This is a genomic window from Nodosilinea nodulosa PCC 7104 (assembly GCF_000309385.1).
Lineage (GTDB): Bacteria > Cyanobacteriota > Cyanobacteriia > Phormidesmidales > Phormidesmidaceae > Nodosilinea > Nodosilinea nodulosa.
In genome coordinates this window covers 3326024-3338728 of record NZ_JH976537.1, presented here as the reverse complement: position 1 = coordinate 3338728, position 12705 = coordinate 3326024, and the positions used below count along the sequence as shown (strand labels likewise).

General features: G+C 60.3%; 9 protein-coding genes. 5 read left to right on the top strand and 4 right to left on the bottom strand.

The window, feature by feature from the left end:
- Positions 1 to 44: 44 nt before the first annotated feature.
- A complete protein-coding gene (locus LEPTO7104_RS0115340; protein ID WP_026072751.1) occupies positions 45 to 3953 on the bottom strand; it encodes a WD40 repeat domain-containing protein in 3909 nt (1302 codons plus the stop codon).
- 423 nt (positions 3954 to 4376) lie between these two features.
- On the opposite strand from LEPTO7104_RS0115340, the gene LEPTO7104_RS0115335 reads away from it, so the two are divergent.
- From LEPTO7104_RS0115335 to LEPTO7104_RS0115325, 3 genes are all read left to right on the top strand, one after another.
- Complete coding sequence (locus LEPTO7104_RS0115335; protein ID WP_026072750.1) at positions 4377 to 4862, top strand: hypothetical protein; 486 nt, start codon at positions 4377 to 4379, stop codon at positions 4860 to 4862.
- Between the two features lie 4 nt (positions 4863 to 4866).
- Positions 4867 to 5748: a GNAT family N-acetyltransferase gene (locus LEPTO7104_RS0115330; RefSeq protein ID WP_017299461.1), complete on the top strand. Its 882-nt coding sequence runs from the start codon at positions 4867 to 4869 to the stop codon at positions 5746 to 5748.
- 321 nt (positions 5749 to 6069) lie between these two features.
- Complete coding sequence (locus tag LEPTO7104_RS0115325) at positions 6070 to 7032, top strand: sulfotransferase domain-containing protein (RefSeq protein ID WP_017299460.1); 963 nt, start codon at positions 6070 to 6072, stop codon at positions 7030 to 7032.
- Between the two features lie 72 nt (positions 7033 to 7104).
- Here the strand turns inward: LEPTO7104_RS0115325 and mtnA are convergent, their stop codons facing one another.
- Positions 7105 to 8211 (bottom strand): S-methyl-5-thioribose-1-phosphate isomerase, encoded by a 1107-nt coding sequence (gene mtnA, locus LEPTO7104_RS0115320; RefSeq protein WP_017299459.1) that lies wholly within the window; start codon positions 8209 to 8211, stop codon positions 7105 to 7107.
- Between the two features lie 198 nt (positions 8212 to 8409).
- On the opposite strand from mtnA, the gene LEPTO7104_RS0115315 reads away from it, so the two are divergent.
- The gene (locus LEPTO7104_RS0115315) at positions 8410 to 8763 is read left to right on the top strand and encodes a Pepco domain-containing protein (protein WP_017299458.1); all 354 of its coding nucleotides are present in this window, start codon (positions 8410 to 8412) and stop codon (positions 8761 to 8763) included.
- 21 nt (positions 8764 to 8784) lie between these two features.
- The gene (locus tag LEPTO7104_RS0115310; protein ID WP_017299457.1) at positions 8785 to 10839 is read left to right on the top strand and encodes a GUN4 domain-containing protein; all 2055 of its coding nucleotides are present in this window, start codon (positions 8785 to 8787) and stop codon (positions 10837 to 10839) included.
- A gap of 86 nt (positions 10840 to 10925) precedes the next feature.
- Here LEPTO7104_RS0115310 and LEPTO7104_RS0115305 read toward each other — a convergent pair whose 3' ends face one another.
- Entirely contained in the window at positions 10926 to 11414 is a 489-nt protein-coding gene (locus tag LEPTO7104_RS0115305; protein WP_040695472.1) for a PIN domain-containing protein, read from the bottom strand.
- A gap of 27 nt (positions 11415 to 11441) precedes the next feature.
- Complete coding sequence (locus tag LEPTO7104_RS0115300) at positions 11442 to 12641, bottom strand: NAD(P)/FAD-dependent oxidoreductase (protein ID WP_017299455.1); 1200 nt, start codon at positions 12639 to 12641, stop codon at positions 11442 to 11444.
- Between the last annotated feature and the right edge of the window lie 64 nt (positions 12642 to 12705).

Sequence of the window (12705 nt, the reverse complement as noted above, 5' to 3'; positions counted from 1 at the left end):
ACTTAACTGGAATGGCTAGGGCGATGGCGATGAGGTGAGCCAGTTCATTCGGCTTGTCCCTCTACGGCGCCCAGGCGTTTGAGGGTGGCGATTTCTCCGGGCGAGAGGCCGGTGACGCCAGCAATGTTCATGGCTTCGTAGAGGCGATCGGGGCGCAGTACGGCGAGGCATTCCCCGGTTTCGATGCTCCACAGGCGAATGGTTTCGTCGAGGCTGCCGGTGGCGACCAGGGGATGCTGATGGCCAGGGGCCACGGCGTTGAGAAAAATGACGGAGGTGACTACGCCCGTATGGCCTTCGAGCACCCGCAGGCACTGCCAGGTGGCGACATCCCACACGCGGAGGGTGCGATCGCTGCGGCCGCTCACCATCAGCGACCCATCGGGGCTAAACGCCAGCCCGCCGTGGATGCCGGTGTGACCCATCAGCAGGCCCAGGTATTCGCCGGTATCGGCATTCCAGAGCTTGATGTCGATATTGTTGCCCACTGTCGCCATCAGGTGCCCCTGGGGATGAAAAGCCACGCCCCAGGTGTGGCCTTCCTGGCCGCCGCCGACCCGCAGACATGCGCCGGTTTCGGTATCCCACCAGCGCAGCGCACCGTCGTTGCCGGTGGTGACGAAGTAGTGCCCCTGGGGGTGAACTGCCAGCCCCAGAATGTAGGCATCGGAGTCTAGGGTGATGCTGCGCCAGCATTCGCCGCTGTCGCTATCCCAAAAGCGCAGGGTGGCATCGGAGCTGCTGGCGCTGAGCAAATAGCCCTGGGGAGTATAGCCAAACGCCTGAATCCAGGAGTTGTTGCGGCGCAGCACGTGGCGGCAGCGTCCGGTGGCCAGTTCCCAAATTCGCACTTCGCCGTTGAGGCTAGCGCTGGCCAGCAGGTCGCCCTGGGGGTGAAAGGCCACCTTCCACAGGCTGCTGCCGTAGCCCGTGAGTTCTTGCACACAGCGGCCCGCTGCATCCCAAAGCCGAATCGCGCGCCCGAGGCCGCCGCTGGCGATCAGGGGTTGGTGAGGGTGGCAGGCGATGGAGCGAAGACCGGAGTTGCCGCCGTGGATGGTTTTGAGGCAGTGGCCAGGGAGGGGAGAGGGGGAGGGGGGGAGGGGGCGGCTGAGGTCCCAGAAGCGGACGGTTTGGTCCATGCCGATGCTGACTAGGGTTTGGCCGGGTGCCCACTGGCCGTCGGGGGCGCGGCCAGCGGCAAATCTGACTCCCCAAACAGCGTCGTCGTGGCCCTGGAGCAGGTTAAGACATTGCCCCGTGGCCACATCCCACAGGCGGATGGTGCGATCGCTGCTGGCGCTGGCCAGCAGGTATCTGGTGTCGCCGGAGACCAGGTCGCTGGCGGGGCTAAAGCTGACCCCAAAGACTTCGCCCGTGTGTCCGCGCAGGGTTTGCAGGCAGGTGCCCGTGGCCAGATCCCAGAGCTTGAGGGTGTGGTCAAAGCTGCTGGTGACCACGCGATCGCCCTCGGGATGCAGCGCGATCGCCCAGCACATGCTGGTGTGCTCGGTCAGGGTGTGGAGGCACTCACCGCTCTCCACGTCCCAAATTTTGACCAGGCCGTCCTGCCCGCAGCTGGCCAGCAGCTGACGCGGCGGCGCGCCGGGGGCGAGGCTGATGGGGCGGGTGGCAAAGGCCAGCCCATTGGCCGGGCCTCTGTGGCCGACGAGGGTTTTGAGGCATTCGCCCGTGCGCCAGTTCCACAGCAAAATGGAGCGATCGCTGTCGCCCAGGCTGCCCGCCAGCACGGTGCCATCGGGGCTAAAGGCCAGCCCCCAGGGATGCTGGTAGTGCCAGGTTTGCAGGCAGTTGCCGGTGGCCACATCCCAAAAGCGAATGCCCGTATCCATGCTGCCGCTGACCAGGGTTTTGCCGTCGGGGCTAAAGGTGAGGGCAAAGACGTAGGTGGAATGGGCCTGAAGCATGAGCACTGGCTGCCCGGTAGACACCTGCCACATCTGCACGATGCCGTCTTCGCCGCCGGTAGCGACCAAATCGCCGTCGGGGCTGACCGCAATGGAGTTGGGGTGGGAAACCGGCTCCGCAAAGCGGCAAGCCATCAGGTGAGCCTGGGCCAGGTTGACCCGGTGCATGGGTGTCTTTTGCAGACAGGCCTGCCGGATGGTCAAACTCGACAGGTCGTAGCCGGTGAGATCGAGCTTGAGGGCCTGCATCAGGTTGATCAGGTTGCCGACGCCGTAGCTATAGCTCTGGGTAAAGGTCTGGCGGAGCAGCCTCAGCAGGCGCTGCATCTGCTGGTCGAGGGCAGCGGTGGAGTTGAACCGGGCGCACAGGTTGTGAACAATGGGCTGCAAAATCAGGCGGGTTTGACTGTCGCGGATGTATTCCTTGGCGGTGGCCTTGATCAGGGCGTAGTGGTCAATCAGGAGCCCTTCGGTTGGGGCCACCTGGGGCAGGTTGATGATTTCGTCGCTGATCTGCTCAATCAGGCGTTCGGTCACGTACTCCATGACCACCGGCTGCTGGGTAAAGCGGGCCTGTTTTTGCTCAATCAGGCTGCGCCGGGCCAGCGACTCCAGGGTTTCGAGCAGCCGCTGCTTGGGGATGGCGGGCACAATGTCGTCTTGCAAATCGGCGATCGCTACCCAGTCGCGGTCAATGGCCAGCCACACCATCACCTGCTGCTCCAGGGGGCTGAGGCGCTGATACTGCTGGTCGAGCAGGCGCCGAATACCGTTGAAAACGGTGGTTTCTTCCTGCACAAAGGCTTCGACATCGCCGCCAAACAGCTCGCGAATGGAGGTGGCCACGATCTTAAGTGCCAGGGGGTTGCCGCCGTAGCTGTCGAGCAGTCGGTGGCGACCCTGGGGCGATCGCGATAGGCCAATGGTGTCAAACAGCAGATCGGTTTCGGTGGCGTGCAGGCCGGGCAGGGTGAGCGATCGCACCGGCAGCATCTCCCCCTCCAGCGCCGCCAGGGTCGAAGGCTTTTCGCGGCTGGTCAGCACCACACAGCTCTGGTGGGGCAGCTCCCCCACCTGGCGCAGCAGTTCGCCATAGGCCTCGTAGCCCTCCCGGTAGGCGCCAGTGAGCTTCCCCTCTTGCAGCAGGGTTTCGCCATTGTCGAGCACCAGCAAACAGCGCTGCTGCCGCAGGTAGTGCATCACCCGCGCGAGCAGCGGCCCCACCGCCAGCGATGACGGACTTTCCTGCTGCCCCGAGAGCACCTGAATGAGATCGCTCAGCAGGAGTTCCAGGGGCGGGGCGTTGCGGAGGGTGCGCCAGATGATGGCGGAGAAGGGGGATGGGGGGATGGGGGGATGAGGAGATGGGGGGATGAGGGGATAAGGGGATGGGGGAGATGGGGAAGAAATAACTCCCCTACCTTCCCTATCTCCCTCACCTTCCCTATCTCCCTCACCTTCCTTACCTTCCCACGCTCCCACGCTCCCACGCTCCCACGCCCCCACCCGCTGGGCCAGCTTCACCGACAGGGCTGTCTTGCCAATCCCACCCATGCCGAGGATGGCGATCAGGCGGCAGCGATCGCGCTGAATCCACTGCGCCAGGGTGTCGAGTTCGGTGGCGCGTCCGTAGAAGAGGGAGGCGTCGATGGCTTCGCCCCAGTCGATGGTGGGAGTGGAGGGGAAGCAGGGGAGAGGGGGGGATGGGGGAGTGAGAGGTCGGTGGGTCGGTGGGTCGATAGGGGTTGGGTCAATAGGGTTGGGGTGTTGGTAGTCGGTGCGCTCGAGCAGCAGGCCAAAGGCGGCGAAGAACTGGTCGAGGGTTTGCTTGTCGACGCCGTGGTGGCTGTCGAGGACGCGGGTGACGGTGCTGAGGGCGAGGCGGGTGCGATCGCTGAGTTCTTCGAGGGTGAAGCGATCGCCGTTGTTGAGGGTTTGCTCAAGCTGCCGCCGGGCCGCGTCAAGTTTACGCTGGCCCGTGAGGGATAGCACGACTCCCCGTCTGCGACTCTTTTTGGCGGTCATATAAGGTCACGGTTTGGCGAAGGACGCCGTGAAGGAGTGGGCGTAGCGATGGCACCTAAATTGTTCATCTATTTTACGCCAGTTAACCGAGATAAGTTCGAGTTAAGGACGGCTTGGGGCGATCGCGCAACCCTTTAACCTGCCGTCGATCCAGGGCGATCGCCTAACGCTTAAGTGAGGGTGTTAAGTCACCGCTTATCTGTCGGTATCTTCTCTGGTAGCCCAGGGGCTTTCTGACGATATTGAGGACATGGTTAACACCGACCATTGAGCAGGGCCGAAGGGGCAACCAGGCCGTGATATAGGTTGCCCCGGCCTGGCTCCATGGCTTTGGCTCTCATTTCCCCAGGGGAAATGCCCCCGGCGGTTCTGCGGCGCCAACCCGGCGCAGAATTGCCTTCACTCAGCTGTAAGGAGAACCCCATGCTTCACCACATTTCTGTCAGCGTCAACGACCCTCTGCACGTGGCCACCGTCATGGCCGAGATTTTTCAGGGCCGGGTAGCGCCCTTTCCCCCCAACCCCGGCAGCTACGTGGCCCTGGCGGGGGATGATTTTGGCACCCTGATCGAGTTTTACCCGGCTGGCTCAGAGCTAATTCCCGGCGCCCACCAGGGGCAGTCTGGGTTCCGCGTCACCCCTCAACAATCCCAGTACATCTCTTTCCATGCGGCGATTTCGGTGCCCGTTAGCTTAGAAGAAATCGAGCGCATCGGCGATCGCGAAGGCTGGCGAGTGCTGGCCGCCAACCGCGATGGACTGTTTGACGTAGTGGAATTTTGGGTTGAAAACCGGCTCATGCTGGAGCTGCTGACTCCGGCCATGGCCGCCAAGTACCAGGCCGCCCTCAGCCCCGAGCACCTGCCCGCCCTGATCGACCAGATGACCCTAGTGGAGGCCCGGAGCTAGCGCCATGGTCTACACCACCACCCCACCCGCCGCCCTCACGCTGCGGCGGGGCACCCCGGCTGATGCCGCGATCTGCGGCCAGATTTGCTACGACGCCTTCAGGCAAATTTCCGCACAGCACAACTTCCCGCCCGACTTTTCCAACCAGGAGGTGGTTCAGGGCATGATGGGCATGCTGTTTGCCCACCCCAACGTCTACTCAGTGGTGGCGGAGGCGGCCGGGCAGGTCGTGGGCAGCAACTTTCTCTGGGAAGAGTCTGCGATCGCAGGCGTTGGCCCCATCACCGTCACCCCGGCGGTTCAAAACGCCAGCCTGGGCCGCCGCCTGATGGAATCTGTGCTCGATCGCGCCGAGCAGCAGGGATTCGCTGGCGTGCGCCTGGTCCAGACCGCCTTCCACAACCGATCGCTGTCGCTCTACATCAAGCTGGGCTTTGATGTGCAAGAACCCCTGGCCAACCTCCAGGGGCCAGCGCTTAACCTGGCCATCCCCGGCTACCCGGTGCGGCCCGCCACCGAGGTGGATGTGGCAGAGTGCGATCGCCTCTGCCTGCAAGTCCACGGCTTCACCCGCAGCAGCGAACTGCGCCAAGCCATCGACCAGGGCACCGCCACCCTGGTCGAGCACAACGGCCAGATCGTCGGCTACGCCACGGGGCTGGGCTTCTTTGGCCATGCGGTGGGTTACCACAACGAAGCCCTCAAAGCCCTAATTGGCGCGGCTCCCGCCTTCGACGGTCCCGGCTTTTTGCTGCCCACCCGCAACAGTTCCCTGTTTCGCTGGTGCCTGGAGCATGGCCTGCGCGTCGTTCAACCCATGACGCTCATGAGCCGCGGCCTCTACCACCAGCCCGCCGGGGCCTTTCTGCCGTCGATTTTGTTCTAGATCCTCGGTAGCCTTCGCGGCCTCTGGTGCCCATGCTCTGCCTTGGAATGCACTTTAGCAACTCTGCCGCCAATTTCAGGCGGCAGAGCCGCAAACCAAGAGTTCCTCCCACTCCACCAGGGAGCCAGCGCGAGGTCCGTCATTGAAATACCTTCCTAATCGCCAGAGATAGCCCCCCTTCTCCCCCATCCCCTCCATCCCCCCCATCTCCCCCTCCCCCCATCCCCCCTCCCATGCATCCGAAAACTCTGCCCAACAGCTTGTAGCTACCAGAGCTGTGTAACAACCACTACGTTTTACGTTTCCGAAGGAGACCCATTCATGACCCAAGCCATCGACAAGCCTGCTCAACCCCCATTGGCAAATCAGTCCGGCGCAGGAACCCATTTTTGGCCAAGCAAAACCCGCGAGCTGCACAGCCACCATTTCGATTCAACTATTTGGAACGACTTTCAGTTTCGCGACGACGACGTCATCATTGCCACCTACGCCAAATCGGGCACCACGTGGATGCAGCAGATCGTGGCCCAGCTGATTTTCAACGGCCAGGAAGGGCTCAACGTCAGCGAAATGTCGCCCTGGATGGATCTGCGGGTGCCCCCCGCCCCGGAGAAAATGGCGGCGGTGGAAGCCCAAACTCACCGCCGCTTTCTCAAGACCCACCTGCCCGTCGATGCCCTGGTCTTTTCGCCCCAGGCCAAGTACATCTACATTGGCCGCGATGGGCGCGACGTGCTCTGGAGCCTCTACAACCACCACGCCAGCGCCAACGGCATGTTTTACGACATTTTGAACAACACCCCCGGCCTGGTGGGGCCACCGATTGAGCCGCCCCCCAGCTCCATTCGCCAGTACTTCCACGACTGGCTACAGGGGGATGGCTATCCCTTCTGGTCGATGTGGGAGAATGTGCGCTCCTGGTGGGAGATTCGCCACCTGCCCAACGTGCTGATGGTGCACTACGCCCAGCTCAAGCAGGACATGCCCGGCCAAATGCGCCGCATCGCCGCGTTTCTCGACATCCCCATCGATCAGGCCCGCTGGGACGCGATCGTAGAGCACTGCACCTTTGACTACATGAAGAACCACGCCGAGCAGGTCGTGCCCCTGGCGGGCCAAATCTTTGAGGGCGGGGCCAAAACCTTTATCAACAAGGGCACCAATGGCCGCTGGCGCGATACCCTCACCACCGAAGATATCCACTGGTATGAGACCGTAGCCGAAACCCAGCTCGGGGCCGACTGCGCCCACTGGCTGGCCAACGGCGAAACCCCAGCGAAATAGGCTACGGGCTCGTCTGGCAGATGAGCCCGTGTCACAGAATGCCCCCCAAGGCCATGGTCATAAACCATGGCCTTATGCCGTCTGCTCGGGAAACAGGCCCAGCAGCCCAGCCTCCGAGGCTGGGCAAATACCCCGTTCGGTAATCAGCCCCGTCACCAGGCGGGCGGGCGTAACGTCAAACCCATAGTTGGCCGCTGGGGAAGACTCAGGGCAAATCAGCACCGAAGTAACGCCGTGGGGCGAGAGGCCATCCATATATTTCACCTCGTCCGGGCTGCGCTGCTCGATGGGGATTTCTTTCACCCCATCCCGCAGCGTCCAGTCGAGGGTAGAGGAGGGCAGAGCGACGTAGAAGGGCACGCCGTTGTCGTGGGCGGCTAGGGCCTTGAGGTAGGTGCCGATTTTGTTGGCGACATCGCCCTGGCGGGTGGTGCGATCGCTGCCCACGATCGCCAGATCGACCATGCCGTGCTGCATCAGGTGCCCCCCGGCGTTGTCGGGTATCACCGTGTGGGGTACGCCGTGCTGGCCCAGTTCCCAGGCGGTGAGCTTGGCCCCCTGGTTACGCGGACGAGTCTCATCGACCCAGACATGCACCGGAATGCCGCGATCGTGGGCGTGGTAGATGGGCGAGGTGGCGGTGCCCCAGTCGACGCAGGCCAGCCAGCCAGCATTGCAGTGAGTCAAAATGTTGACGGTCTGCCCGGTGCGATCGTGGATCTCCTCGATCAATTTGACGCCGTGGAGGCCGATCTGGCGGCACTGCTCTTCATCGGCGTCGATGATGGCTTCGGCATTTTGGCGCAGGCGATCGACCGCCTCTGGGGCCGTGGCCACCTCTCGCAGGGCGTGGAGCTGGGAGGTCAGCGCCCAGTGCAAATTGACGGCGGTGGGGCGGGTCTGGCCCAGGGTGTGGGCAGCCTGGTGCAAGAAGTCGCGAAAGTCGTCTACATCAACGGCTTCCAGGGCAGCCAGGTACATGCCCATGGCGGCGGTGGCCCCAATCAGCGGCGCGCCCCGCACCACCATGTCTTTGATCGCGTAGGCGGCTTCATTCACTGAATTCAGGTCCATCCAGGTGAGCTGGTGGGGCAGCTGGCGCTGATCGATCACCTGCACCACGCGAGGATTATCTTCGTGCAGGCGAATGGTTCTGGTGGGCTTGTCGTTGATTTTCATGGGCCTGTCCTGGCGTCCAAAATTCTCAGATGCATTATGACAGACTGTTGCAGGGAGTTTTTCACCGGCTGCATTTCGGGCGACTAGAGCGTTGTTCTGAGCGTGATCACTGCCACAGCTCAAGAAGGATATGAGGGAACCCAGTTTTGAAGGTTAAACTTGCAGAGCACGCAACCTCCGTCATTACTGAAATCTGCCATGGCTGACGACTATATCTACGTCATTACAGATACAGCCCCTAGTGGGGGGCGGGATGGCAACAATCCTCGCAACCCCTACGCCGATGACCAACCCCGTACATCAGCGGTCAGTCGTCCTGGCATTCCGGTTTCGGCGGAGAAGCTAGAGCAGGGCATGGCCGACTTTTTGCAAACCATGGGTCGGGTGATACAGCACGCCCAGGCTCGCGCGACGGAACTCGGCAGTATGGAGCTTGACGAGATTGAGCTGTCAGTTGAGGTCAGTGGCGAAGGGCAGTTGAGCCTGTTAGGATCGGGCACAAAGGTGGGCGGCAGCGGCGCAATGACGCTGCGCTTCAAGAAAAAGGCTTAAATCAGTAGCTTATTTGGCGAGATGGCGAAAAACTGGGCGCTGGTCATTGGCATTAACGACTACAACCCGGTGAACTTTGCTCCGCTGAAGTATGCCAAGCAAGATGCCGAGCGGGTCAAAGATTTTTTTGCCAGTGCCGGGTTCGAGGTGTGCTTTTTTACCGACAATTCACCTCCGCTGACTCTGCCTACGGGTCAAACCATTCCTACCCAACCCACCTACGGCAACCTGATCACCTTTTTGCAAGATCGCTTCGAGAGCCCCTTTTTGAGCACGGGCGACAACTGCTGGTTTTTCTTTGCGGGCCATGGCGAGCGCCACCAAGACCGCGATTACCTGATGCCGATGGATGCCAACTCGCGCGGGGCCGAGGTGATCGCCGGGCTGACGGTGAACTATGTGCAAGAGCGCCTCAGCCGCTGCGGGGCCGATAACGTGATTATGATTTTAGATGCCTGCCGCAGCCAGGGCAGCCGCGACGGGTTAGGCATTGGCCGAGACAGCCAGAAGGGCGTGATTACTCTGGCCTCGTGCCAGCCAACGCAAAAAGCCTGGGAAATTGAGGAGCTGGGGCAGGGGGCGTTTACCTATGCTTTTTTGGAAGCCCTGCAGCTATCAGGAGAGCGCAGCTGCGCCACTGTAGAGCGCCTGGGCCGCTACTTAACGCAGCGAGTACCCGCTCTCTGCCAACAGTACGGCAAAGCTCCGGCCCAGGTGCCCCGCATCAGCGTAGACCCGATCGAAAAGCAGCACTTTATTCTGATTCCGCAGTATGCCCGACAGGCCGATATCGACCTGCTAAAGCTGGATGTACATCGATATAAGCAGACCAATCCAGCCCTGGCTGAGCAAATCTGCATTCGGCTTAATGCCCTGGCAATGGGAGCCGATCTGGAGGTGATGAACCTGTGGGCAGAGATTCGTAGTCAGCTCCAGAATCGAGCGATTCAGGAACCTGACAAGATTCAGACGCCTAACACTGGAGACATCTCAAGCCGGTCGGTCACTGCTTCCACTACAACGGTTAACGATGTGCTTACAGCAGATTTCTGTGGAACTGATGAAACTTCTCCGGAACCAGTATTGAGCAGTGAAACCGCTAGCGAAGATTTATTGGAATCTGAGACAGGAATCGACTACAGAAATCTGCGAGATTTGTTGAGGATAGGTAGCTGGAATGCCGCTGATCAAGAAACTCAAGCAATCACATTACGAGTTCTCAGGAAAGAAACCGAAGGTTATTTAACTGATGATGACTTTGCGAACTTCCCTAGCACTGATTTACTGACCATTGACAGGTTGTGGACAAAGTACAGTAATGAAAATTTTGGACTCACCGTGCAAAAGAGGATTCTCCTTGAATGCGGAGACAATTTCAAAGACAAGTTATTGGATATTGATATTGCTCGTTGCTTTGGGGAAAGAGTAGGCTGGCTCAAAATTGCTTGGAAAAGACGCAAAGACCTGGATTTTAGCAATTTAGCTCCTCAAGGGCACTTGCCCTTCATTCCTGCCTGGGGAGGTAGCATGCAATGTCTACACACTCTCATGTCCAGGCTTCAGGAGTGTGAAACTGCGTTTTCCTCTGATGCTAAAGACTTGCTCAATTCAGATAAAGGTATCGACTATAGAAAGCTACACGGCTTTCTCAAGACAGGTGACTGGGAAGCCGCTGATTATGAAACTTATCTCCGTATGTTGGAGGTCGTTGGTCGCCAAGATGGTGACTGGATTCGAGATGCAGAGCTATTAAGCTTTCCCTGCGCTGACCTACTGACCATTGACCAGCTATGGGTAAACTATAGTAAGGGGCGATTCGGCTTTAGCGTGCAAAAGCAAATTTACGTTGAGTGTGGGGCAAAACTCGACGGCCACTATCCGGGTGATAAGACTTGGGAAAAGTTTGGCGACAAAGTCGGCTGGCGATGGAAGAACAGTTCGATAGATAGCGTAATTTACTACTCCGATGTAACTTTTAGAACTTCCGCACCAGTCGGTCATCTCCCTATGCTGGGCGGTGGACGGGTGGGCGGATTCTTTTCTCTTGCATCCAGACTTGCCAATTGTAAATCATAGGCAATTTGGCCGCTCTTGACGTTTTGCCGCCCAGTACAAGAAAACGAGAAAATAGGGCTTTGAGGAGTTTTTTCACTATAGCCTGGTTACTCTCCTGCTAGCTGCAAAACTTCACGATAGAGCTGGGGGCTAATGCGAAAGTTGGCTTGCTGAATCAGCGCATTCATGACTGGGCGAATTTCTGAAAGTAAGGTTTGCCGCTTGGCCGCCAATAAAACGCCTAATATGCCGGTGACGCGCAAGCCCTGTCGCTTCGCTTCGAGGCGTCCCAAGCGCTCGTCGATGAGGGGTTGAGTAGCTTGAAGCTCTAACGCTAAGACGATCGCATTGGCTTCTCCAGGGTCAAGGTTGCGATCGCGCTCAAGGGCATCTACGCGACCCTGGTCGCTGATGGAACGGATTTCTAGCCACTCCAGGGACTGTAGGGTTTGGGTAACCGGGTGATTTTTGCCGTTAGCGAGGAGTTCTTGATAAACGGCGGCGGGGATGATAACGGTACCAAAAAGCTGGGGGAGCAGATCAATCTGTCCCACTAAGATGAGATTGGAGATTGGAGAGGTATCGCTGACGACAATGCTGGCTTGGGGGCGCTAGATTTCGAGCTAAGAGGCAGACCCCGCCAGCAGATCCCGCAGCGGCTTTGTCATCCAGTTGATGCCGACGCGCACCTGGTGGTTAAAGGTGGGCATGCGGTAGAGGTAGGCCAGGCGGCGCGCCACGTGGGCCAGTTCGCCGTCGAGCTGCACGCCTAGCCCGGTGAGGGTGGCGCGGCTGGTGCCGAGGGTCATCATTTCGCCCAGGTGGTTGTAGCGGAAGGGCAGCTGGGGGCGATCGCACAGAGCTGCCCAGATATTCCACCCCACAAAGTCGGCCTGTTGCAGGGCCACCTGGGCGGTGGCGGCCATCTGCTGGCCCTCGGCATCGCGGCAGTCGGCCACATCGCCCAGGGCATACACGCCGGGGCGATCGACCGACTCCAGCGTGGGCTGCACGACGACCTGCTGGCGATCGCTGTGCTTCAGCGGCAGGTTGGCAATCACCTCGTTTACCTTAGTACCCACCGTCCAGAGCACCAGATCGACGGGCAAAATGTCGGTCTGTTCGCGGTAGGTGAGGGTAATGGTGTCGGCGGTGACGCTATCCACGGCGGTTTCGAGATCAACCCACACGCCCAGGTCCGAGAGAGCTTTCTGGGCCACCTCGCGGTTGTGCTCTGGCGAGGTGCGGAGAATCATGTCGGTGCGTTCAATCAGGCGGATGCGGCCGCGCTCTCCTAAATGTTCCGCCACTTTGCAGGCCAGCTCCACGCCGCTGTAGCCGCCGCCCACCACCGCCACGCGGATTTTCTCAGCGTCGGAGGCTTCTAGCAGGCGCAGGCGCTCCTTGAGCTGGTAGGCATCGTCGAGGGTGCGAAAGGCCAGGGCGTGCTCGGCCACGCCGGGGGCCATGTCCATGGGCGTGGTGCCCCCCAGGGCCAGCACCAGGCGATCGTAGGTGAGCATCATGCCGTCGCCGAGGCTGACCCGGTGTTGATCCAAATCAATGGCGGCAACTGCGGCCTGGCGAAACTGCACCGGGGTACCGGCCAGCAGTTCGGTGTAGGGGGGGGCAATTTCCCAGGTTTGCAGCTCGTCGGTGACCAGTTCGTAGAGGAGGGGCAGAAAGAGAAAGCGATCGTTGCAGTCCACCAGGGTAATGGTGGGCGAGGTGCCCTCCCAGGGCAGCTGGCTCAGGCGCAGGGCCGTGTAGAGGCCGCCAAAGCCGCCGCCGAGAATGCAAATCGATTGGGGAGCGTCTGCCATAGCGAAAAATCGTGATACCTCTTCTTTCTTCTAACTCAAAATAGAGAGAGTCATCCGGGTTTAG

Excerpts from the sequence above, each read along its gene's own strand:
- LEPTO7104_RS0115340 (WP_026072751.1), bottom strand. The coding sequence starts at position 3,953 with ATGACCGCCAAAAAGAGTCGCAGACGGGGAGTCGTGCTATCCCTCACG.
- LEPTO7104_RS0115335 (WP_026072750.1), top strand. The coding sequence starts at position 4,377 with ATGCTTCACCACATTTCTGTCAGCGTCAACGACCCTCTGCACGTGGCC.
- LEPTO7104_RS0115330 (WP_017299461.1), top strand. The coding sequence starts at position 4,867 with ATGGTCTACACCACCACCCCACCCGCCGCCCTCACGCTGCGGCGGGGC.
- LEPTO7104_RS0115325 (WP_017299460.1), top strand. The coding sequence starts at position 6,070 with ATGACCCAAGCCATCGACAAGCCTGCTCAACCCCCATTGGCAAATCAG.
- mtnA (WP_017299459.1), bottom strand. The coding sequence starts at position 8,211 with ATGAAAATCAACGACAAGCCCACCAGAACCATTCGCCTGCACGAAGAT.
- LEPTO7104_RS0115315 (WP_017299458.1), top strand. The coding sequence starts at position 8,410 with ATGGCTGACGACTATATCTACGTCATTACAGATACAGCCCCTAGTGGG.
- LEPTO7104_RS0115310 (WP_017299457.1), top strand. The coding sequence starts at position 8,785 with ATGGCGAAAAACTGGGCGCTGGTCATTGGCATTAACGACTACAACCCG.
- LEPTO7104_RS0115300 (WP_017299455.1), bottom strand. The coding sequence starts at position 12,641 with ATGGCAGACGCTCCCCAATCGATTTGCATTCTCGGCGGCGGCTTTGGC.